We start from the raw sequence: 22,879 nt of genomic DNA, 5'->3' as shown, positions 1-22,879 counted from the left end.
GGTTGTGACCATGGGTCTACAGAGCCGCGGGCGGGTGACGCCCGGCTCCTGTCAATTGCACCCGCGCACCGCCGTTAGTGCGTAGGAGGGCCGCCGATCAGCTGGTACATCCAGACAAGGAATCCGTAGCCGCCGACGACGATGACGGACAGGACGGGAACCATGACGGCCGTCAGGAAGAGAAAGCTGCGAAGCTCCTCCGATTTGCGCTGCGGATCGAGCGCATCCTTGCTATCCATCGTGGTCGTCCTTCTTGTGTGGATCAACCCTGCCACTGATGAGCAGTACGTCGCAAATTAAAGGCACGCAGCCGTGGCTTGTCAAGAAACGCGGCAACGCACTCTTGACTTGCGTCAAGCATGCACCAAAGGGCAATTGACGCGGTCACGCGAGCTCGGGTAGTTGCGCTTCAGCGCGGCGGATTCACCACCACGTAGTTGACCTGCGTGCCCGCGTACTGCGGCTGATACCAGGTGCCGCCGCAGTTCTGATAGCTCACGCCATTCACCACGGTGACCGAACACGAAGGCGGCAGCGTATGCACCACCGAGCCCACGACAGCTGCAGTCACCACTGCCGCCGTGGTGACCGCCGCCGCGGTCGCAACCGGGTGGTAGTCGTTGTCGTAGCGCCCACCACCCACCACCGCCACGTTGCGGTTCACGTTGACGTTGCGATTCACGTTCACGTTCTGATTGACGTTCACGTTGCGGTTGGCGTTGACGTTGCGGTTGGCCGCCACGTTGTTGTTCACGCTGGTGCGGGCGCCGCCGCGCATTTCGCGTTCCGCATGGACATCGGTGCCGAAGCCGGCCAGCAGCACGAGCGTGATGCCGTACGCCGCAACAGTCGACAGCATGTGCGAGAGCTTCAGGAGGTTCTTCATGGTGTCCTCGCGATGGCCTAGTTTGCGGGCTTCTCGACCTTGCCGTCGGCGGTCTGGATCACGATCCGGTGGGCGCCGGGCGGGGCCTTGAATTCGAAATCGCTCGCGGCGATCTTGGGCGACAGGTTCCATCGCAACATCACCGAATGCTGCGGGCGGGCCGCCTCGCTGGTGGACGTGATGACGAGCTTGCGCGGCAGCGGCGAAGCGCCGCGTTCCACCCAGATCTGCCAGTCCACGTCTGCCTGGCGCAGCAGGAAGTGGGTCGTCATCTTTCCGTCGACATACGCGTAGCCCATGAAGTCGGCCGACTTGATGGTGCTCATGTCCGTCTTGTTCGAGTCCCAGTAGAAGAGATCGGCGACGGGCAGTTCGATGCCGTAGCGGTCGGCGAGCAGCTTGGCCGTGTCGGCGAGCGTGCCCGGCGCGTTCATCTGCGCGTACAGCTTGGTGGAGGGATCAAAGATCGTTGCCGTCTTGCCGTTCAGGTAGAGGATCTTGTTGTCGCCGCCGTCGTCGCGGATGTCGGCTCGCAGCGCATCGGGTCGCCTCACCTTCAAGGTGGACCAGCGGGTGAACTGCGCCAGCTGGTCGCCGTCGAGCACCGTATCCGTGTAGCTGGCCGTCTGCAGTTCGAACGACTTGAGACTGCGCAGGTAGTTGCCCATGCGGTCCAGCGTTTCGATGATGGCGGGATCGATCGTCTGCGCTGCCGCCTTGGGAGCGGCAGCCGGCGGACTCGATGCAGCAGGCGCGGAAGCAGACGGGGCGGGTGCGGGGGCCGCCGCGGCTGGCGCCGTTGGTTGTTGCGCGCAACCTGCGAGCAACAGACCCGCGAATGCCAGGACGCCGGGGCCGCTCGCGCGGATCTGTATCCAATTGATCGTTCGGCTCATATAGACACCTCCGATGCAGCGAGGTGCGCAGCATACAGGCGCATTCACTCCGGCGCCATTGGCTTGATGGCCAGTAGAAGAAGGCACTCGCCCGGGCTATTCGCCCCCGTCGACGGCGCCTCCCTGCATCTCGTCCACACGCTGCATGTTCTCGAGCATCTTGAGCAGGTAGTGCAGCGTGTGGGTGATGTCGTTCACCGAAAAGCCATCGAGTGCTTGCTCGTAGTAGCTGTAGATCTTCGGCTGGGCTTCCTTCAGCCACACCTGCCGCCCCGACTCCGTCATCGTGATGTTGCGCGCGCGGCGATCGCGTCCATCCGGAACGATGCTGACGTGCCCGTCGCGCTCCATGCGGCTGAGCAGGCCTGACAGGTTCTGCCGGCTGACCATCAGGTAGCGCGCGAGGTCTCCCACGCTCATTCCGCCATCGGCCTGTTCCCGCGACAGCGCGCCGAGCACCGCCCATTGCTGCGTGGTCAACCCTTCGGCTTCGACCGCCTTGGTGCCCGTTTTATGCAACATGTTTGCGCATTGGTACAGGCGAAAGAACACGCGATTGGCGAGCTCCATGCGTGCGGAATCCTTGTTTTCCCTATGTTCTCTCATGTAAATCTCACAAAAAAGCACTTGCAATGCGTTAGCCGTGCCGCCAATAATATGACAACACATTGACGTATATGCAGGCAGCCGACGGCTGGACTGTTCCGACGATAGCAAGCATTCAAGCATTCAAGCATTCAGACGCAAGGAGAACCGATATGCAGAGATTCGAAGGCAAGACCGTAGTGGTAACCGGTGGCGGCGGCGGAATCGGCGGCGCGACCTGCCGCCGCTTCGCACGCGAAGGCGCAAAGGTCGCGATCTACGACCTGAACCCGGAGGCAGCCGAAAAGGTCGCCGCGCAGATCCGCGAAGAGGGCGGCCAGGCGATGGCCTTCCGCTGCGACATCACCGACCGCGCGAGCGTCGATGTCGCGGTCGAAGCGACGCTGCAGAAGCTGGGCCCGATCGACGTGCTGGTCAACAACGCCGGCTGGGATGTGTTCAAGCCCTTCACCAAGACCGAGCCCGCGCAGTGGGACAAGCTGATCGCCATCAACCTGACCGGCGCGCTGCACATGCATCACGCGGTGCTGCCGGGCATGGTGGCGCGCAAGGCGGGGCGCATCGTCAACATCGCTTCCGATGCCGCGCGCGTGGGTTCGTCCGGCGAGGCGGTCTACGCCGCTTGCAAGGGCGGACTGGTGGCCTTCTCTAAGACGCTGGCGCGTGAACATGCACGCCACAACATCAACGTCAATGTGGTGTGCCCGGGACCGACCGACACCGCGCTCTTCGCCGACTACAAGGAAGGCGCGGGCAATCCCGAGAAGCTCATGGAAGCCTTCACGCGTTCGATCCCGCTCGGCCGCATCGGCCAGCCGGACGACCTGCCGGGCGCAATCCTCTTCTTCGCCAGCGACGACGCCGCCTTCGTCACAGGCCAGGTCCTGAGCGTCTCCGGCGGCCTGACCATGAACGGTTGACCTTCCTCCCACTCCTCATCAGCGAAAGATCACCATGGACTACGAAGACATCCTCTACGAAGTGCGCAACCACGTGGCGTGGATCACCATCAACCGGCCCGAGAAGATGAACGCCTTCCGCGGCCAGACCTGCGACGAGATCATCCGTGCGCTCAACCGCGCCGGCTACGACCGCGACATCGGTGCGATCGTGCTTGCAGGCGCTGGCGAGAAGGCCTTCTGCACCGGCGGCGACCAGTCCGCGCACGACGGCAACTACGACGGTCGCGGCACCATCGGCCTGCCGATGGAAGAACTGCACACTGCGATCCGCGATGTGCCCAAGCCCGTGATCGCACGCGTGCAGGGCTTCGCGATCGGCGGCGGCAACGTGCTGTGCACCATCTGCGACCTCACGATCTGCTCCGAGAAGGCGATCTTCGGGCAGGTCGGTCCGAAGATGGGCTCGGTCGATCCGGGCTACGGCACGGCCTTCCTTGCGCGCGTGGTCGGCGAGAAGAAGGCACGCGAGATCTGGTACCTCAACAAGCGCTACTCGGGCCAGGAGGCCGTTGCGATGGGCCTCGCCAACATCTGCGTGCCGCCCGAGAAGCTCGACGAGACCGTGCAGGAGTGGGCCGAAACGATCTGCGAGCGCAGCCCGACCGCGATCGCCATTGCCAAGCGCAGCTTCAACATGGACACCGCCCACCAAGCCGGCATCGCGGGCATGGGCATGTACGCGCTCAAGCTCTACTACGACACCGACGAGTCGCGCGAGGGCGTGGCCGCGCTCAAGGACAAGCGCAAGCCCGAGTTCCGCAAGTACGCGAAGTAGGCACCGCGATGAACCCCTACATCGACGAAGACCTCGCGGCGCTGGCCGAGCATGCGCGCCGCTTCGCCAGCGGCCGCGTGGCGCCGGGCTTTCTGGAGCGCGACAAGACGCGCGTGCTCGACCGCGCGCTGATGCGCGAGATGGGCGAGATGGGCTTCATCGCGCCCGAGCTGCCCGAAGAGCAGGGCGGACAGGGCATGGGCTGCCTCGCGGCCGGCGTGATCCATGAAGAGATCGCGCGCGCCGACCTGAGCCTGAGCTACGTCAACCTGCTGGCTTCGCTCAACGGGCAGATCCTTTCGCACCACGCCCGGCCTGAAGTGGCGCAGCCGTGGCTCGAAAAGCTCACCCGCGGGGAGGCGCTCTTCGCCATCGCGCTCACCGAGCCGCGCGGCGGATCGGATGCGGCGAACCTCCGTCTGCGCGTGGAGCGTGTCGGCAATGAATACGTCATCAACGGCGAGAAGACCTCCATCTCCGCTGCCGACCAGGCCGATGCGGCAGTCGTGTTCGGCCGCACCGGCACTGTCGAATCCGGCGCGCACGGCGTGACCGCACTGCTGGTGCCGATGGACTTGCCGGGCGTCACACGCAACCGCTTCGATTGCCATGGCCAGCGTGCCATCGGACGCGGATCGCTCTTCTTCGAGAACGTGCGCGTGCCGGTGGACCATCGACTCGGCGAGGAGAACAAGGGCTTCGTGCAGGTCATGCAGGGCTTCGACTTCTCGCGTGCGTTGATCGGCCTGCAGGTGCTTGCCGTCGCGCGTGTCGCGCTGGAAGAGACCTGGGAATACGTCGCGCAGCGCGAAGCCTTCGGCAAGCCGCTTTCGGCCTTCCAGGGCGTGTCGCACCCGCTGGCCGATTTCGATACGCAGGTCGAAGCCGCGCGCCTGTTGTGCCTGCAGACGCTCTGGCTGAAGGACAAGGGGGCACCGCACACCGCCGAGGCTGCCATGTGCAAGTGGTGGGCGCCCAAGCTCGCTTACGACGTGATCCACCAGTGCCTGCTGATGTTCGGCCACGGCGGCTATGACCGTGGCCCGATGGAGCAGCGCCTGCGCGACGTGCTGGGCTTCCAGATCGGCGATGGCACCGCGCAGATCATGAAGACCATCATCGCCCGCACCCGCGCCGGTCGCGAAGCCGTTCCCGCCTGATCAACAACAACGAGGAGACAAAGCATGGAATTCGACGCCGTACTGATCCCGCCGCGCCGCGCACGCATGATTGCGCAGGGCCTCTGGCATGACCGCACCATCAACGACGACCTCGACGCCTGCGTCGCGGAGAGTCCGGACAAGGTCGCGCTGACCGCGCTGCGCGTGGAGGAGGGCGATACGACGCGCTTCACCTACCGGGAGTTGGCGCGCATGGCCGATCGCATCGCGGTGGGCCTTGCGCGCCTTGGCGTCGGGCGCGGCGATGTGGTGGCGTGCCAGTTGCCCAACTGGTGGCAGTTCACGCTGACCTACATTGCGTGCGCGCGCATCGGTGCGGTGATGAATCCGATCATGCACATCTTCCGCGAGCGCGAACTCTCCTTCATGCTCAAGCATGGCGCGGCCAAGGTGATGATCGTGCCGAAGCGCTTCCGGGGCTTCGACTTCGAAGCCATGCTGGCTGGCCTGCAGCCGGATCTGCCCGATCTGAAGCAGGTGGTCGTGGTCGGTGGCAGTGGCGACAACAGCTTCGAGGCGCTCCTGAGTGGCCCCGAATGGGAAGCGGCTGCCGATGCGAAGGAAATCCTCTCGCGCAGCCGACCGGGCCCCGACGACGTGATGCAGCTCATCTACACCTCGGGCACCACCGGCGAACCCAAGGGTGTGATGCACACCGCCAACACCACGATGGCGAACATCATTCCTTATGCAGAGCGATTGCATCTGGGCAGCGATGACGTGGTGCTGATGGCCTCGCCAATGGCGCACCAGACCGGCTTCATGTATGGCCTGATGATGCCGATCATGCTCAAGGCGAGCGTGGTGCTGCAGGACATCTGGGAGCCTGCGCGCGCGGTCGCGCTGATCCAGGCCGAAGGCGCGAGCTTCACGATGGCGTCCACGCCGTTCCTCACCGACCTCACGCGCGCGGTCGCCGAGAGTGGTGGTGCGGTGCCGACGCTTCGCACCTTTCTCTGCGCGGGCGCACCGATCCCCGGCCCGCTGGTGGAGCAGGCGCGCAGCGTGCTGGGCACCAAGATCGTCTCGGCCTGGGGCATGAGCGAGAACGGCGCGGTCACGCTCATCGAACTCGACGATGACGACGAACGTGCCTTCAACACCGATGGGCATCCGCTGCCCGGCGTGGAGATCAAGGTGGTCGACGTGGACGGCAAGACGCTGCCGCCGGGCGCTTCGGGCGAGCTGATGCTGCGCTCGTGCTCCAACTTCGGTGGCTACCTCAAGCGGCCGCATCTCAACGGCACCGATGCGGACGACTGGTTCGACACCGGCGACATGGCGCGCATCGACGAGCGCGGCTACCTGCGCATCACCGGGCGAAGCAAGGACGTGATCATCCGCGGCGGCGAAAACGTGCCGGTGGTCGAGATCGAAGCGCTGCTCTATCGCCACCCTGCGGTGCAGATGGCAGCCATCGTCGCGTACCCCGACGAGCGCCTTGGCGAGCGGGCCTGCGCCGTGGTCGTACCGAGGCCGGGCCAGAGCATCGACCTGCCTTCGATCGTCGAGTTTCTCAAGGGGCAGAAGGTGGCGCTGCAGTACATCCCCGAACGCCTCGTGGTGCGCGACGCGATGCCGTCGACGCCCTCGGGAAAGATCCAGAAGTTCAAGCTGCGCGATTTGCTGCGCGGCGAAGCGGTGTGAATCAACTCAAGATGAACCAACGGAGACAACGAAAAATGAGACAGCATCTGACTCGGGCGGTCACGGCATTCGCGCTGGGCCTCGGCATCTTCGGCGCAGTGCAGGCGGAGACCCCATGGCCCACCAAGCCCATACGCATCGTCGTCGGCTTTGCGCCGGGCGGCAGCACTGACGTGATGGCGCGCATCCTCGCGCAGCAGATGACCGAATCGCTAGGCCAGACGATCGTCATCGACAACAAGCCCGGCGCGAGCGGCAACATCGCGGCAGCCGAAGTCATCCGCGCCGCGCCGGACGGGCAGACGTTCCTGATCGCGCCGACCTCGGTGGAAACCGCCAACCCGTCGCTCTTCAAGTCGAGCATCCTGCCTTCGCGCGATCTCACGCCGGTCGGCACCATCGGGCGCACCCAGATGTACCTGGTTGCGAAGCCGCAGCTTCCGGTGAACAACGCCAAGGAACTTGTCGCGCTGGCCAAATCACAGCCGGGCAAGCTCTCCTATGCTTCGTCGGGCACCGGCACCCCGCCGCACCTGGCCTGCGAAATGTTCAAGGTCGCCACGGGCACCTACGTCACTCACATCCCGTACCGCGGCGCCGCACCCGCGCTGCAGGACGTGATGGCGGGGCACGCCGATTTCGTGTGCGATCCGGGCATTGCGTTTCCGCACATCCGTTCCGGCAAGGTCAAGCTCCTGGGCGTCGTGAGCGCGAAGCGCTCGCCGTTCTTCCCTGATGTGCCGACGGTCGGCGAGTCGGGCTTCAAGGAGGCGGACCTCGACATCTGGTTCGGCCTGTGGGCGCCCAATGGCACCTCGCCGGAGATCGTCGCGCGCCTCAATCGGGAGTTGGGCAAGGCGATGACGCAAGCAGCCGTCAAGTCGCGTTACGCCGAGCTCGGTGCAGAAACCGCCGCGATGAGCCCGACCGAATTCAAGGCGCTGCTCGCCGATGAAAGCCAGCGACTTTCAACGCTCATCCGTGAGCAGAAGATCGTCGTCGAATGAGCACGCCGGACACCCTGGAAGAAGCGCCGGTTCTTGCCGAGATGCACGGACGCGTCGGCCTGATCCGGTTGAACCGCCCGCGCCAGATGAATGCGCTCAACGATGCGCTGATGGATGCGCTCGGCGCCGCACTGCGCACATTCGATGCGGACGAAGCGATCGGCGCGATCGTGATCACCGGCAGCGAAAAAGCCTTTGCCGCCGGCGCCGACATCGCGGCGATGGCCGACTGGAGCTACATGGACGTGGTCAAGTCGGAATTCATCACGCGCAACTGGGAGACCATCCGCAGCGTGCGCAAGCCGGTGATCGCCGCGGTCGCGGGCTTTGCAATGGGTGGTGGTTGCGAGCTTGCGCTGTCGTGCGACATCGTCATCGCGGCCGAGAGCGCGAAGTTCGCACTGCCAGAGATCAAGCTCGCGATGCTGCCCGGTGCAGGTGGCACGCAGCGACTGCCGCGTGCCATCGGCAAGGCGAAGGCGATGGACATGTGTTTGTCGGCACGCATGCTCGATGCGGTGGAAGCCGATCGTTATGGCCTTGTCTCGCGCGTCGTGCGTAACGACGAGCTGATGTCGCAGACGCTTGCGCTGGCAACGAAGATCGCGGCCTTCTCGCTACCGGCGCTCATCGCGATCAAGGAATCGGTCAACCGTGCCTTCGAGGGGTCGCTCTCCGAAGGCATCGGCTTCGAGCGCCGGCAGCTTCACGCGCGCTTCGCGAGTGACGATGCGCACGAAGGTATGAAGGCGTTCCTGGAGAAACGCGCTCCGGCCTTTGCGCATCGCTGATGCGTGGCGCTACGAGCTGCGTCGCATCGACGTCAGCGTTGCCATGGCGCGTTGAGCGCGGCGCTGGAACTCCGCATCGCTGACGAGCATCAGCTCGCGCGCTTGCGACGCATTGGTAATGCTCTGGATGCAGTCGATGACGTTGTAGGCCGCCCGCACTGCCTTGATCTCGCGAGCGGCTTGCACCGCGAGTTCGAAGGGGTCGGGGTTGGGGAGGTGCGCGGGCGCGCAAAAAGGGTATGCCATTGAATGGCCTCCAAGCGATTCGGTTTGCAACAACCGCCGCACCCAACGCCAATTGAGGGCGGCGGCTCGAACAGGTTGGCGTACCGGGAATCGCTTGCGCAAACCGGCGAGCCTTTCGGCTCCCTGCCCGAGCCGCCAAAAAATGGAGGCAGGAACAACGAAGCCGCAGGGTCTCTGCGGAGAAACTGCGGCTTACGTCGCAGCGATTACTCGGGACGCCAATCCCGATCGCGCCTTTGTTTGACGCGACGCAGGCGAGTATATCGATGCAGCCCTCCTGCGAGCGGGACTAACCCTAGCTGGACCAAATGCACGGCATGGTTATATAAATCCGCGGCGGGTCCCTCGCAGCCGACTCGCGCACCGTGCCTTCCATGCTGCGGTCCGTACTACACAACGCGAGGAGACTCACATGCAGGATCGACAGAAGGCCCGGGCGGGGCGCGCATCACTGTTGCTGGCCGCATTGGCTGCGATGCCAGCCTTTGCACTAGCCGCTGGGGTCAGCGTGAAGGTGGACTTCTCCAGCCCGACCACGGCTCCTTTCCCGAGCGACCGCTTCACGGTGCCGGACTGGACGCAGAACACTTTCAAGCGTGTGAACCTGCCCAAACCTGACTGCAAAGTCAGGGTGTCCGATTGCGCGGACATCGATGTGCTCAACACGCTCGACGGGTTCAACACGCAGCCGCGCATCACGGTGCCCTTCACCGGCGACATCGATCTGAGCACCGTCAACAGCAAGACGCTCTATCTCGTGAACCTCGGGGACACGCTCAGTGGTGCGGGCTTCGGCCAGAAGGTCGGCATCAACCAGGTCGCGTGGAATGCTGCGGACAAGACGCTGGTGGTCGAATCCGACGAGCTGCTGCAGGAGCACTCGCGCTATGTGATCGTGATCACCGATGGCATTCGCGACAAGTCCGGTGATCGTCTCGACGCGGGGCCTTTCGCAAAGCTGCGCGGAGGGCTCGGGCGCGAGCAGGCGCAGGACCGTGGCCTGACGGACTATCTCGGGACGCTGCGAGATGCCGACCGCGCGGTTCGCACGAACGCGAACAGCGTGGTCGGGTTGAGCCTGTTCACCACGCAGAGCATCAGCGCCGACCTGTTCAAGATCCGCCATCAACTCCGCAGTGCCACGCCGGGCCCGGTGAACTTCATGATCGGCAACAACGGCACGACGCGCGCGGTGTTCCCGGTGACGAGCCTCGCCGGCATTCAATGGGCGCAGCAGACCGGGGCCGGGGCCGCGCCTTCCTTCACGAACTCGTTCGTCCCGCTGCCGGCGCTCGAAGTCTTCCCCGGCGCGGTGGGACGCGTGGCATTCGGCACCTTCCGCTCGCCCAACTACCTGAACGCGGCCCGGGTGATTCCTCCCACGGGGACGCTGATCGGCCAACCGGCGCCGCAGTCGAGCAACGACCTGCTGGTCGAGGTGTTCCTGCCGAGCGGCCAGCGGCCGGCGAACGGATGGCCGGTTGCGATCTTCGGCCACGGCTTCACCGACAGCATGTATGGCGCACCGTGGACCGTGGCGTCGACCTTCGCGTCGAAAGGCATCGCAACGATGGCGATCAGCGTCGTCGGACACGGCGGCGGCCCGCTGGGCACGCTCAACGTGCTGCCCAAGACGGGAGCGCCGGTTGTTCTGCCCTCGGGCGGCCGGGGCTTCGATCAGGACGGCAACGGCACGATCGATTCGACGGAAGGTGTGGGCGCGGTTGGTGCCTTGTCGCTCGTGTCCAGCCGCGACGGCCTGCGCCAGACCGTGGTCGATCTGATGCAACTGGTGCGACAGATCCAGGTCGGCATCGACGTCGACGGCGATGGCTCGGTCGACATCGACAAGACCCGCATCTACTACGCCGGCCAATCCTTCGGCGGCATCTACGGCACGATCTTCCTCGGCATGGAAGGCTCGGTGAGGGCGGGTGTGCCCAATGTGCCGGGCGGCTCGATCACTGAAGTTGCGCGTCTTGGCCAGTTCCGCGTCCTGACTGCGGTGGCGCTTGCCACGCGCGTGCCGCAACTGCTCAACCTGCCACCGACGCCGAACGTGCCGGTGCCCTACAACCTGAACTTCAACGAGAACATGCCGCTGCGCGACCAGTCGCCGCTGGTGAACAACGTGGCGGGCGCGGACGCGATCCAGGTCGTGCTCGAACACAACGTGTGGGCGCAGCAGTCGGGCAATCCGGTGTCGTATGCGCCGTACATCCGTCGGCAGCCGCTGCCGGGCAATGCGGCCAAGCCGGTGATCGTGCAGTTCGCCAAGGGCGACCAGACCGTGCCCAACCCGACGGCCACCGCGATCCTTCGCGCGGGGCAACTCGCGGATCGCGCCCTGTACTTCCGCAACGACCTGGCCTTTGCCGCGACGGGCGGAGCGATCCCCAAGAACCCGCACACCTTCCTCACCAACATCGGCATCGCCAAGGCCGCTCCGTTTGCCGTCGCGGCGCAAACGCAGATCGCGGTGTTCTTCGCAACCGATGGTGCGCAGGTGATCGATCCCGACGGGGTCGGCCCGGTGTTCGAGATGCCTGTGGTGCCGCCGTTGCCGGAGACGCTCAACTTCCTGCCTTGATGCGCGCTGATTCCGCAGGGGCGCTGGCGGCACAATCGCTGGTCGCCCCTTAGGAATCCTCATGTCCCTGCAGACCTGGTTGCTCTACACCGTCGCTGTCTTTGTCCTGACCGTGACGCCCGGCCCGAGCGTGCTGATGTGCGTTTCGAACGGGGTGAATCACGGGGTCCGGCGCACGTTCTTTTCAGCCATCGGCAGCGTCACCGCCGTCGTCGGCATCATGGTGTGTTCCGCGATCGGGGTGGGCGCCGTGCTTGCTGCATCCGAAACGCTCTTCCATGCGATCAAGTGGTTCGGCGTCTGCTACCTGCTGTACATCGGCATCACGACGTTGCGCTCCACGACTTCGAGCTTTGAACTTCCTTCCGGCACCATGGGTCGCTCGAGCCGCAAGGCGCTCTACGCCAAGGGCTTTCTGGTGGGCGCGAGCAATCCGAAGGCCTTGCTCTTCTTCACTGCGTTCTTTCCGCAGTTCATCAATCCGGCTTCGCCGCAGCTCTATCAGTTCGCCATCCTGGGCGGAACCTTCATCTGCTTCGAGTTGTTCTGGCTGATGTCCTATGCCGCGTTTGCTTCGCGTCTTTCGCCATGGCTGCGGGTCAAGGGGAGGGCGAAGGCCTTCAACCGGCTGTCGGGGTTGACGTTCATCGGGGCGGGGGCGCTGCTGGCCACCGTGAAGCGGGCGGCCAAGGACGTTTAGGGGCCGGGCCTACGGCTCCAGGACTTTCAACATGAGCACTCCGTCGGCCGTCTGGAAAGTATCGGCGCCAGTGCGCTTGACGCTGCGGCCTGCTTCGAGGCGGTACTCGATGACCTCCGCCGGCTGCTGCTCGCTGGAGGTAGGGCTCGTGTCCACTTCCACGTATCGCACAACAATGTGTCGCTTTCCGACCTGATCGGTCACAGGGATGCGTTCTGTTGGTGCCTTTCGTTTCATCGCGCAGTTGATTCTTGCTGCAATGCAGCAATCTTCGCGCGGTGTTGTTGGCAACACCAGAGCATCCCCACGCTCGACGCGGTTGCTTTCCCCGCGACGAGCATGAAGCTGGAAAACTCAGGCCTCGTGCTCCAGTAGCGCGAAGTCCGACGATTCGAGACATACCGGGCGTCCGCCGCTCGCGACGTGACGCTCGATCGCCCGTGTGTTGATGAGTCCGGCGTTCCGCGCGTAGGCCTCCACCAGGCTCTCGCCGCCGCCGTCCGCCCCGAAGAAGTCCCTCAAGGGGTCTTCGCCGATTTCCGCCACGACGCGGCCGCCGCCTTCCAGGTAGATCGCGAACCGCACCGTTGCCGTATCGAAGCAATAGATTGCCTCTGTTGCCATGGATGTCTCCGTCTCTGGTTGACCATCTGTATTTGGAACACCCCGGATACTCCAACCGGCAGTGCGTTGGAGCGGCAGTCGTCGCGTCCGGATGTCAGTGGTCTCCTACGGACCGTTTCGGGCGCGGGCAGACTCGCCGCCGACCAGCGCGGCTCCCGGAAAGGAGCGCAGTAACTGTGCCACCGGCAGCCTGCCCCCGTGTGCGACGTGGCGGATACCCGTGATGCAATCATCTAATTCGAGTGCGCCGGTTCCGGGCGGAAGATGTAGTTCGGCGTCTTCCCACGCATGCGCGGACCAGCCACTGCCGGTGCCGCTGGTGCGCCAGACGGCAGGCCCGTCAAGGGTGGCGAAGAAGCGCACGGCGACCGCGATCAGCACGCGGCCGCGATGCCTGCGCATGAATGCCACGAGGTGATGCGCGCGCGGGCCGTGCACTTCGATCGGCTCGTAGCTGCCTTCGCGGAAGAACTCCGCGTCCTGCGCGCGCAGCGCCAGCAGCCGCCAGATCAGCCAGAGCTTGGCGCGACCATCGCTCAGCGTGTCGACGAGCGCACGCACGGCGGACTCCAGGTCGTCCCGGGATGCAAGGGACTGCAATTCCTGCAAGCGGCTTTGTCTCAGGCCGTAGTCGACCGCACGACGGTTGTCCGGATCGACAAGGCTGCGGTCGATGAGTTCGCAGCCCTGGTAGATGTCGGGCACGCCCGGCGAGCAGAACTTGAGCAGCGTGAGGCTGATGCCGTTGAGTGCGCCGTAGCGGTCCAGTGCGCTCGCCGCGCGGCGCACTTCACCCAGGAACAGGTTGTCTGGATGCGATGCGAGCACGCCGTAGACGAAGCGCGCGAGCGATTCCTCGTAGGCCGGATCGGGATGTGTCCATGACGTGCCTCGCTTGCCTTCACGCGCGGCCTTCAGCATGTAGCGCTCGATGCGATCGATGTAGGCCTCGTGCGCGGTTGCATCGAGTTCGACCGGGTCCATCGTCCCGAGCAGCGTCTGGTAGAGCAGGTACTCGTGCATCGCCGAGACCACGCCACGGTGCGGCGCGTTCATCGTCCGCCAGCGGCGCAGCGCGAGACGCCAGAGCCCGGGGCACTCCGAGAGCACGTCGATGCGCAAGCGAACGTCCTCCGAGCGCTTGTTGTCGTGCGTGGAGGTGGCGAGCATCGTGTGCGGCCAGCGTCTCTGGCGGTCCGCGCTGGCTTCATGAAGCTCGGCGACCGACATGCCGATGTGGTCGGGTTCGCCGCCGACTTCGTTGAGCGAGCTCAGCGGAAAGTAGCGATAGAACGCGGTGTCTTCCACGCCCTTGGCAGCCGCGGGCGCACTGAACTGCTGGAAGCGCCGCGCGAATCGCACTGCCATGCGTGCCACGGCGGTGTCGGAGCCCTCCGGCGAATGGCCGAGCAAGGCGTTGCGGACGAACCCGAACACCGAATCCTCCGGCAACTGGAGCCTTTCGCGCGCGGCCTCGACGGCCTGGTCGACGTAGTGGCGGTCCTGCACGGTCGATGCATCGGTGTTGTACGTGCGGTAGACCCCGAGGCACGCGGCCACGGTCGCGATGATCTCGCGCAGCGTGTTGAGCGTGTAGTCGCAACTGCGCCGGCTGCTCTTCGCGATGCGTAGCAGCGTCAGCGCGAGCACTTCGAGATCGGAGGCGAGCGCCCCGCGCACCACCTCCTGCTTGGCCTGCCGAACCACTTCGTCGAACCGCTCACCGGATCCGGTGAATGCGCGCCAGACCCTGTCGAGCCGGCGCCCCGATCGTTGCTCGACGAGCACCGCGTTCGCCACATTGGCGAAGCGATAGCCGGTGGTGCCGTGGATGGCCCACGTCTCAGGCACTTCTTCGTGCGGTGCAGCGATCTTCTCCGCCACCACGTAGAGCGGTCGCGATGGCCGTCCGTCCGCGCCGGTCACGCCCTTGGCCTCTCCACAGCGCAGCGCGAAGCCGTCCTGCAGGCGCTGGAAGTACTGCGCCGGGTCCAGCAGTCCGTCCGGGTGGTCGATGCGCAAGCCGTCGACCCAGCCGCGCGCCGCGAGGTCGAGCGCGAGCGCATGCGTGGCTTCGAAGACGGCTTCGCGCTCGGTGCGCAATGCCGCGAGCTCGTTCACGTCGAAGAAGCGGCGGTAGTTGATCTCGTCCGCTGCGGTGCGCCAGTAGGCGAGCCGGTACGACTGAGCGTCGATCAGCGCGTGCAGGGCATCCTTCTGGCGGGGCGCGTTGAACTCGTCGACGGCCTCGGCGATGGCCTGCGCGATCGCGGGCCGGCCGGCGGCCAGTGACGCGAGTTGCGCTTTCAGGCGCTGCCGGTCGCGTTCGCGCTCCTCCCATCCGTCGCGCGATGCGGGCGGCGAGGAGGGCAGCTCGCGGAACGCCCAGGCGATGCCGTTCACCAGCGACAGGTCGCCGCAGTCCTCGCGGCACAGGCGTACCGCGCGCTCGATGATGGCGGCGTGGCTCCTGGGTGCGAGCGGGAAGCGATGGTCGTAGTAGCCGATGCCGAATGCGCCTTCGGCCGCGTTCCATTCAAGGCGCAGCTCGCCGCGCTCCAGCACTTCGCCGTACGGCGCGCCAAGCACCGGCACCAGCACCTTGCCAAGGAGGCCGGGCGTTGGCGAATGCCAGTCGATGTCGAAGTGCCGCGCGTAGCGCGACGACACGCCGTGCTCGAGTACGTCCATCCACCAGCGGTTGTCGGTGCCGAGCACACCCATGTGGTTCGGCACGAGGTCGATGAGCTGGCTCATGCGGTGCCGTCGCAAGGCCTGCGTGAAGCGCTCGAATGCCGGCATGCCGCCGAGCTCGGGGTTGATCTCGTCGTGCGCCACCACGTCGTAGCCGTGCATGCTGCCCGGTCGCGCGCGGTGGATCGGAGAGCAATAGACATGGCTGATGCCGAGACTCGCAAGGTAGGGAACGATGCGCACCGCGTCGTCGAAGGTGAACCCGCCGTGCAACTGCAGGCGGTAGGTCGCGCGGGGCACGCGTGCAGGTGCGCGGCCACGTTCCACCGTGGAGCGGTCCGGCTGCGGTCGGATACGCACCATCGCTGCGCCGAGCTTGCGCATCGTCTCGGCGTCCCACAGCGTCTCGACGGGCAACGCGTACTTGCGCCGCCAGTTCGGATGCTCGACCGTCGTACCGGGAAGGTTGGGCTGCTCGACCTGCGCCAGCGCATCTTCGAGCTGCGCCATCATCAGGCTGCACGGCGCGCGCGCAAGGAAGGCGTGCAACGCGCTGGCATCGTCGGCGCCGAGCGGTGACTCGACATCGCCGGTGTCGTGCAGCGATTCGTGGCCGTCGGTGCGCACCGCTTCGAGCAGGCGCTGCCGGTCGTGACGGCGTTCGTTGCGCAGGCGTTCGAGCGCCGCGTCGTCGATCAGGCCGAGTGCGTGCCGTTCCTTCAGGTCATGCGCCGACCACCAGCCTGCGAGCGGGGGCAGGTCATGCGTGCTCACGGCGGCGACCGCCTGGCGCGGGTACTCCGCCGGCCCGCGGAATCGACCGCCTCCATCGCGTTCGAAGTACAGCAGCCGATAGGACAGCACGCCATAGCGGCTCAGCGTCTCGCGCATGGATTCGGGCACGGTGCCGAGGTCTTCGCCGATCACGAGGCATCGATGGCGCCGGCTTTCAAGCGCGAGGATCGCGAACAGCTCGTCGACCGGATAACCCACGTAGGTGCCGTCGCGCGCGGTGCCCTGCTCGGGAATCCAGAAGAGCCGCATCAGCATCATCACGTGGTCGATGCGGATCGCGCCGGCGCCGCGCATGTTGGCGCGCAGGGCCTCGATGAAGATTCGGTATTGCGAGGCGCGCAGGCGATCGGGCCGCAGGGGCGGAAGGCCCCAGTCCTGTCCCTGCGGATTGAACGCATCCGGCGGTGCGCCGACGCGTGCGGCGAGCGCGAAGGTGCGGCGGTGCCGCCATGCGTCCGAGCCCGCGCGATCCACCGAGACCGCCAGGTCGAGATAGAGCCCGAGGCCCATGCCGGCGGCTTTCGCTCTTTCACCTGCGGCTTCGAGTTGTCGCGCGGCCTGCCATTGCAGGTACTCGTAGTAGCCGACATGCTCCGCGTGCTCGACCGCAAAGCGGGCCACGGCTGGCGACGACGGATCGCGGAACTCCGCCGGCCATTCGGGCCAGCCCCAGATACCGGCATCGACCGCATGGAAGTGCGCCTGGAGTGCCTCGTAGAGCGCATGCTGATGCAGCGCCTCGCCGCCGAGTTCGCGGAAGCGCGCGAAGGCTGCTGCTTCGGCATCGGCCGGTTGGCGTCCGCGGAAGTGCGAATACAGCAGGCGCAGCACCTCGTGCTTGGTGGCAGCCACGCCAGGATGGTCGATGAGCGTGGCGGCGCGCAGCGCCGACAGCCTCGCCTGGAAGGCCGGCGATTGCGCGCGCTCGCGGGCTGGGGCGCAATCGCGAAAGTCCGGCACTGCCTCCACGTCGATGTAGAGCACGTTGAGTTGCGCGCGAGACGACGGGCTGTACGGGCTGATGTGGAGGGGGTTGTGCGGGAACAGCGCATGCAGCGGGTTGAGTCCCACCACATCGGCGCCTTCGCGCGCTGCATGTTCGGCGAAGTCCGCGAGATCGCTGAAGTCGCCGATGCCCCAGTTGCGGCGTGAGCGCAGCCCGTAGAGCTGGAGCGTGAATCCCCAGACGCGCGCATCGTCCTGCAGCGCATCCGGCTGGTGGCAGCGCTCGGGCGCGCTGACCAGCAGGGTCTCGCCGGGAAAGCCGACGAGACTCAGGCGGTGATAGCCCTCCGGTAGCGCGAGCGTGAGCGGCACGCGGTAGCGCGTGTAGGCCTCGTCGCCGAACGTCGCGCGGTCGATGACTTCCAGTCGCTCGGTGCGCACTGCACCTTCGTGGAACACACCGCTCTCGTCCACCACGCGCCATTTGAAATGCGCGAGTTGCGCGGGCAGGCGCATGTCGATCGCGAAGCCATCGGTACCGAAGACGACGACCTGCACCGGCGGGATTGCATGGCGCCATGCGTCGCGTTCGGCTGTCGCCTGTGCGGCGGCGAAGGGCATGTCCGCAACAAAGCCCGCATCGGTGAGCAGCGTCGCAAGCGCCTCGTGGGAGACGTCGTGTCGATGTCCGAAGGCATCCACGTAGTCGGTGGCGATGCCGTGGCGTCGGCAGAGCGAGAGAAGCGCTTCCACCTCGTGCGATGGCAGGGGGAATGACTCACTCATGCGGTGCCTCGTCGATCGATGCGCACACGCCGCCCGGCAGCAGCTGGATCAGCACGCTGTCGCCGGGCGCCTCCATCGCCCGCAGCATGTGGATGATGCGGCCCGGTGGCCACGCGACGCGACTCGTCGTCTGGCCGAAGTTGGCGATGAGGTGCAGTCTGTGTCCGCCGTCGAGCTTCCACACGATGCGCAACGCATCGCCCTCGCAGGACCAGCTCTGCACGTGGGTGCGGTTGCCGAAGCGCGGCACCAGCTCGAGCTGCCGGAGCACGAGCAGCGCGCCGATTTCGCGCAGGGCCTCCGCGTGCCCGCTGGCGGAGTGCTCGGCCTCGTCGAGCCGCGACGCAAGGAAAGTCGCTTCGTCATTCGGGTCCGGAATGCTCCGCTTCCTGCCATCGTTCGAGAACGAGGCGAAGCCGCCGAACTCCTCCCGTCGACCGGCGGCCACGGCCGACGCCAGCTCGGGGCCGAAGTCGCAGAAGTACTGGAAGGGCGTCTTCGCGCCGTACTCCTCGCCCATGAAGAGCATCGGCGTGCGCGGTGAGAGCAGCACGCACGCGCGCGCAGCGAGCAGACGCGCGGGATCGGTGAGCGAGTCGATGCGCTCGCCGAACGCGCGGTTGCCGACCTGGTCGTGCGTCTGCAAGAAAGAGACGAAGGCGGCCGGCGGCAGATGGTCGCAGGGCTCGCCGCGAGGTTCGCCGTCTCGGAAGCGCGAAGGCTGGCCGGTGTAGATGAAGCCCTGTGCCAGCGCGAGCCCGAACTGCTCCAGCGGCCGCTGCGCATAGTCTGCGTAGTAACCGTCGGTCTCGCCGGTCAGCAGCACGTGGGCGGCGTGATGCAGGTCGTCGTTCCACTGCGCGGTCGCAGCAATGGGCGTGCCGTCCAGGTCGATCTCAAGCCGGTGCGCCTCATTGCGGTCGTTCTCCAGCACCACATGGATTTCGCGATGACGACCCGGGCCCTTGTGCAGCGCGGTGCAGATCTCCTCCACGATGGGCGTCGCGGAGGTGTCGTGGATGGCATGCACCGCGTCCATGCGCAGGCCGTCGAAGCGATATTCCTCGATCCAGTAGAGCGCGTTGTGCACGAAGAAGTCGCGCACGGTGCGCGAGCCCGGTCCGTCGAAGTGGATCGCCGCGCCCCACGGTGTCTGCCTGGCGGGGTTGAAGAACTCCGGGCAGTACACATGCAGATAGTTGCCTTCCGGCCCGAAGTGGTTGTAGACCACGTCGATCAGCACCATGAGGCCCAGCCCGTGGGCCGCATCGACGAAGGCCTTGAGTTCCGCAGGCGTGCCATACGAGGCGTCGGGCGCAAAGGGCAGCACGCCGTCATAGCCCCAGTTGCGCTTTCCGGGGAAGTCGGCGAGCGGCATCAGCTCGATCGCCGTGATGCCGAGTGCCGCGAGATCGGCGAGACGTCGCTGTGCTGCCTTGAAGGTGCCCTCGGGCGTGAAGGCGCCCACGTGCATCTCGTAGATCACGGCTTCTTTCCAGGGGCGGCCGGTCCATTCACCGTCGCACCATGCGTGTTCGCGCGGGTCGACCACTTCGCTCGGGCCGTGCACGTCATCGGGGTTGTAGCGCGATGCAGGGTCGGGCACGCGCAGGCCGTCCGGCAGGCGATAGCGATAGCGGTCGCCGGCACCGGCTTCGGCCACGACGCATTCGTGCCAGCCGTCCGGCGCGCGCTTCATCGCGGCATCGCACCATGAACCGGCCAGCGACCATTCGAGCACGACGTTGGACACACCGGGCGCCCAGAGCCTGAAGCGCACGCCGCGCCCGCCGACCAGAGGTTCGGCGCCGAAGGGCATGGCGTGCATGTGTCTCATGCTTTGCCCAGCGTTCTGCGAAGGAGCGCCAGGGTGCGGTCCTGCAGCAGGTACGACGGCTCTGTCACGTCGGCGGAGGCTTCGGATTCGTGCGCGGTGTCGATCAGCCGCGTCCAGCGGTTGCCGGAGTTCGGGAGCACGAAGGGCAGGGGCTCGTGATAGGCGTTCAGCAGCAGGATGAAGTCGTTGTCCTGCTGCGGCTCGCCGCGCGGGCCGACATCGATGAGACCGGTACCCGAGAACAGCATGCCGAGGCAGCGCACGTGCGGGCCCCAGTCGGCGGGCGCCATCTCGCCGCCGTCGGGGCGCAGCCAGACCACGTCCTTGGCGACGCTCTCGGCGGACGGCTCGCCGCGAAAAAAACTTCGGCGCCGGAAGGACGGGTGCTGTCGCCGCGTGCGGATCAGCAGCGCGACGAAGGCCTGGAGGGCATCGGCGTCGGGCGAATGCGACCAGTCGAGCCAGGTGAGTTCGTTGTCCTGGCAGTAGGCGTTGTTGTTGCCGCGCTGGCTGTGCCCGCGTTCGTCGCCGGCCAGCAGCATCGGCACGCCTTGCGAGAGCAGCAGCGTCGCGAGCAGGTTGCGCTTCTGGCGCTCGCGCAGTGCGTTGACGGCGGGGTCGTCGGTCGGCCCTTCGGCGCCGCAGTTCCATGAGAGGTTGTTGTCGTGGCCATCGCGGTTGTCCTCGCCGTTCGCCTCGTTGTGCTTCTGGTTGTACGAGACGAGATCCTGCAGCGTGAAGCCGTCGTGCGCGGTGACGAAGTTGATGCTGGCGTGCGGGCCCTTGCCGGACCAGCCATAAAGATCCTGCGAGCCCGCGAGCCGCTTGGCGACTTCGCCGGCCACGCCTTCATCGCCTTTCCACCAACCGCGCATGCCGTCGCGGTAGCGGTCGTTCCATTCCGCCCAGCCGGGCGGGAAGTTGCCGACCTGGTAGCCGCCATGGCCGAGGTCCCACGGCTCGGCAATGAGCTTCACGCAGTTGAGCGTCGGGTCCTGCCGGATCGCATCGAAGAAGCCGCCGAGGTTCTCGACCTTGCCGGCCTCGCGCGCAAGTGCCGACGCGAGGTCGAAGCGGAAGCCGTCGACATGCATCTCCTCGGCCCAGTAGCGCAGCGAGTCCATCACGAGTTGCAGCGCGCGCGGCTGTTCGAGGTTGACCGTGTTGCCGCAGCCGGTGAAGTCGTCGTAGTAGCGCGGCTGCTGCGCGTTGGCGATGTAGTAGGAAGCGTTGTCCACGCCGCGCATCGACAGGGTCGGCCCCAGGTGGTTGCCTTCGCAGGTGTGGTTGTAGACCACGTCGAGGATCACCTCGAAGCCCGCCGCATGCAGGGTCTTCACCATCGTCTTGAACTCCTTCACCTTGCCCGATGCGCTGTAGCGCACCTCTGGGGCGAAGTAGCCGAGCGTGTTGTAGCCCCAGTAGTTCTGCAGGCCCTTCTCGGCGAGGTGGCGGTCGTTCAGATAGGCATGCACCGGCAGCAGCTCGATGGTGGTCACGCCGAGGCGCTTCAGGTGCTCGATGGCGGGTTCGGTGGCGAGCGCTCCGTAGGTGCCTCGCAGGTGTTCGGGGATGCCCGGGTGCAGCTTGCTGAAGCCGCGCACGTGCATCTCGTAGATCACCATGTCCTGCCAGGGCACCTCGGGCCGGCGGTCCTCTCCCCAGGTGAAGGCGGTTTCGAGCACACGGCTCTTGGGCATGAAGGCGGCACTGTCGCGCCGGTCGAAGGACAAGTCCTGCCGCTTGCTTCCGACCGAGTAGCCATAGAGCGCGTCGCTCCATCGCAGCTCGCCGATCAGGTCCTTCGCGTAGGGATCGAGCAGCAGCTTGTGCGGATTGAAGCGATGGCCTTCTTCAGGCTTGTAGCGGCCGTGCACGCGATAGCCGTAGGCCATGCCGGGCCTTGCTTCGGGCAGGTAGCAGTGCCAGACATCGTTGGTGCGTTCGCGCAGGCGGATGCGCTGCCGCTCGTGGCGGCCCTTGTCATCGAAGAGGCACAGCTCGACGCCTTCCGCGTGTTTGGAGAAAAGTGCGAAGTTGACGCCGTGCCCGTCCCAGGTGGCGCCGAGCGGGTACGGCCTGCCGGGCCAGATGGCCGTCAGGGGAACATGGTCGCGCTTCGTCACGGATGCGGCCGGTCGTGGTCATTGCCGCGATGCGGCCAGGAGGGGACGTGCGGCCTTGGCGGGGTGGGAACCTCGCGCGTGGGCGGAGGCTCGCGCAAGTTGCTTCGCGGAGGCGCCTGCCGCTCGCGCGGCCACCATTGCTCGATCTGCCGCGCGGCCCAGTCCTTGCCCGCGAGCCCGAAAGCCAGCGCAAGCGCGAACACCACGCCGGCCAGGATGATGAGGAAGCTTTGGCGCACGATGTCGCCACCCACCTTGACCTGGTCGAGCGCGATCAGGATCACGAAGAGAAGGATCGCGTATTGAGCGACCTTGCCCAGCAGCAGTGAATCCTGCATGCCGGTGTTGCGGCCGTAGCTGGTCACTGCATCGCCGACGAACTTCGCGAAGTACGCCCCGAAGGCCAGCACCAGCAGCGCCACGATCAGGTTGGGGACGAACCACATCACGCGCCCGAGCAGGTCGGTGACGTAGGCGAGGCCGAGCCCGTTGAAGGCCACCACCAGCGCGGCGAGGATCACCATCCAGTACGCGAGCACGCCGAAGACGGCGGTCGCATCCGACACCATGCCGCCCTGTCGCAGGAAGTTGTCCAGGCCCGAGCGTTCGGTCAGGACCTGGAAGTTCATCGCATGCAGCCCCCGGACCACCGCGAAGCGCACGGCCTTCGCCAGCAGCCATCCGACGACCACCACGAGCACCGCAAAGAGGAACCGGGGGAAGAGGGCACCGATCTGGAACAGGAACGCGCGCAGCGGTTCCAGATGCATCGAGAGGCTTTCCAT

The 22,879-nt window shown here is 66.0% G+C and carries 19 protein-coding genes; 8 read left to right on the top strand and 11 right to left on the bottom strand.

The window, feature by feature from the left end; all coding sequences use genetic code 11:
• Nucleotides 1–74 precede the first annotated feature (74 nt).
• The 4 genes from napE to FHW64_RS06245 form a co-directional block, all read right to left on the bottom strand.
• On the bottom strand, nt 75–239 hold the full coding sequence (napE, locus tag FHW64_RS06260) for a periplasmic nitrate reductase, NapE protein (RefSeq protein ID WP_184524043.1): 165 nt from the start codon (nt 237–239) through the stop codon (nt 75–77).
• Nucleotides 240–409: 170 nt separating this feature from the next.
• The gene (locus tag FHW64_RS06255) at nt 410–886 is read right to left on the bottom strand and encodes a hypothetical protein (protein WP_260303662.1); all 477 of its coding nucleotides are present in this window, start codon (nt 884–886) and stop codon (nt 410–412) included.
• A gap of 17 nt (nt 887–903) precedes the next feature.
• A complete protein-coding gene (locus tag FHW64_RS06250; protein WP_184524041.1) occupies nt 904–1,782 on the bottom strand; it encodes a DUF2092 domain-containing protein in 879 nt (292 codons plus the stop codon).
• Nucleotides 1,783–1,878: 96 nt separating this feature from the next.
• Nucleotides 1,879–2,352 (bottom strand): MarR family winged helix-turn-helix transcriptional regulator, encoded by a 474-nt coding sequence (locus FHW64_RS06245; RefSeq protein ID WP_184524039.1) that lies wholly within the window; start codon nt 2,350–2,352, stop codon nt 1,879–1,881.
• Between the two features lie 188 nt (nt 2,353–2,540).
• Here FHW64_RS06245 and badH point away from each other — a divergent pair, with 188 nt between their 5' ends.
• The 6 genes from badH to FHW64_RS06215 are packed head-to-tail and all read left to right on the top strand — an operon-like array spanning nt 2,541 to nt 8,751.
• On the top strand, nt 2,541–3,308 hold the full coding sequence (gene badH / locus FHW64_RS06240; protein ID WP_184524038.1) for a 2-hydroxycyclohexanecarboxyl-CoA dehydrogenase: 768 nt from the start codon (nt 2,541–2,543) through the stop codon (nt 3,306–3,308).
• Nucleotides 3,309–3,342: 34 nt separating this feature from the next.
• On the top strand, nt 3,343–4,125 hold the full coding sequence (gene badI, locus FHW64_RS06235) for a 2-ketocyclohexanecarboxyl-CoA hydrolase (RefSeq protein WP_093161811.1): 783 nt from the start codon (nt 3,343–3,345) through the stop codon (nt 4,123–4,125).
• 8 nt (nt 4,126–4,133) lie between these two features.
• A complete protein-coding gene (gene aliB, locus FHW64_RS06230; protein WP_184524036.1) occupies nt 4,134–5,285 on the top strand; it encodes a cyclohexanecarboxyl-CoA dehydrogenase in 1,152 nt (383 codons plus the stop codon).
• A 24-nt stretch (nt 5,286–5,309) separates the two neighbouring features.
• Nucleotides 5,310–6,953 (top strand): cyclohexanecarboxylate-CoA ligase, encoded by a 1,644-nt coding sequence (gene aliA / locus FHW64_RS06225; RefSeq protein WP_184524034.1) that lies wholly within the window; start codon nt 5,310–5,312, stop codon nt 6,951–6,953.
• 35 nt (nt 6,954–6,988) lie between these two features.
• Nucleotides 6,989–7,960, top strand: coding sequence for a tripartite tricarboxylate transporter substrate binding protein (locus tag FHW64_RS06220; protein WP_184524032.1), 972 nt, complete (start codon nt 6,989–6,991; stop codon nt 7,958–7,960).
• Nucleotides 7,957–8,751 carry an enoyl-CoA hydratase gene (locus FHW64_RS06215; RefSeq protein ID WP_221210156.1) on the top strand — a complete coding sequence of 265 codons (795 nt, stop codon included), beginning with the start codon at nt 7,957–7,959 and terminating at the stop codon, nt 8,749–8,751. Before FHW64_RS06220 ends, FHW64_RS06215 begins: the two co-directional genes overlap by 4 nt.
• Nucleotides 8,752–8,760: 9 nt before the next feature.
• Here FHW64_RS06215 and FHW64_RS06210 read toward each other — a convergent pair whose 3' ends face one another.
• Nucleotides 8,761–8,997: a hypothetical protein gene (locus FHW64_RS06210; protein WP_184524030.1), complete on the bottom strand. Its 237-nt coding sequence runs from the start codon at nt 8,995–8,997 to the stop codon at nt 8,761–8,763.
• A gap of 412 nt (nt 8,998–9,409) precedes the next feature.
• Between FHW64_RS06210 and FHW64_RS06205 the strand changes: the two genes are divergently transcribed.
• Both FHW64_RS06205 and FHW64_RS06200 read left to right on the top strand, forming a co-directional pair.
• Nucleotides 9,410–11,587 (top strand): Ig-like domain-containing protein, encoded by a 2,178-nt coding sequence (locus FHW64_RS06205; RefSeq protein WP_184524028.1) that lies wholly within the window; start codon nt 9,410–9,412, stop codon nt 11,585–11,587.
• A gap of 61 nt (nt 11,588–11,648) precedes the next feature.
• Complete coding sequence (locus FHW64_RS06200; protein WP_184524026.1) at nt 11,649–12,287, top strand: LysE family translocator; 639 nt, start codon at nt 11,649–11,651, stop codon at nt 12,285–12,287.
• A 9-nt stretch (nt 12,288–12,296) separates the two neighbouring features.
• Here FHW64_RS06200 and FHW64_RS06195 read toward each other — a convergent pair whose 3' ends face one another.
• The 6 genes from FHW64_RS06195 to FHW64_RS06170 form a co-directional block, all read right to left on the bottom strand.
• Complete coding sequence (locus FHW64_RS06195) at nt 12,297–12,443, bottom strand: hypothetical protein (RefSeq protein WP_184524024.1); 147 nt, start codon at nt 12,441–12,443, stop codon at nt 12,297–12,299.
• 198 nt (nt 12,444–12,641) lie between these two features.
• Nucleotides 12,642–12,911 carry a hypothetical protein gene (locus FHW64_RS06190; RefSeq protein ID WP_184524022.1) on the bottom strand — a complete coding sequence of 90 codons (270 nt, stop codon included), beginning with the start codon at nt 12,909–12,911 and terminating at the stop codon, nt 12,642–12,644.
• 105 nt (nt 12,912–13,016) lie between these two features.
• Nucleotides 13,017–18,131 (bottom strand): malto-oligosyltrehalose synthase, encoded by a 5,115-nt coding sequence (gene treY / locus FHW64_RS06185; protein ID WP_184524020.1) that lies wholly within the window; start codon nt 18,129–18,131, stop codon nt 13,017–13,019.
• Nucleotides 18,124–19,968 (bottom strand): malto-oligosyltrehalose trehalohydrolase, encoded by a 1,845-nt coding sequence (gene treZ / locus FHW64_RS06180; protein ID WP_184524018.1) that lies wholly within the window; start codon nt 19,966–19,968, stop codon nt 18,124–18,126. Before treZ ends, treY begins: the two co-directional genes overlap by 8 nt.
• Nucleotides 19,965–22,094 (bottom strand): glycogen debranching protein GlgX, encoded by a 2,130-nt coding sequence (gene glgX / locus FHW64_RS06175; protein ID WP_184524016.1) that lies wholly within the window; start codon nt 22,092–22,094, stop codon nt 19,965–19,967. The genes treZ and glgX overlap by 4 nt, the downstream gene beginning before the upstream one ends.
• Nucleotides 22,091–22,879 (bottom strand): mechanosensitive ion channel family protein, encoded by a 789-nt coding sequence (locus FHW64_RS06170; protein WP_184524014.1) that lies wholly within the window; start codon nt 22,877–22,879, stop codon nt 22,091–22,093. Before FHW64_RS06170 ends, glgX begins: the two co-directional genes overlap by 4 nt.

Origin of the sequence: Variovorax sp. Sphag1AA, assembly GCF_014192575.1 — a bacterium.
Lineage (GTDB): Bacteria > Pseudomonadota > Gammaproteobacteria > Burkholderiales > Burkholderiaceae_C > Variovorax.
Note: the sequence above shows the minus strand (reverse complement) of the source record. Positions and strands in the feature narration are given on the sequence as shown.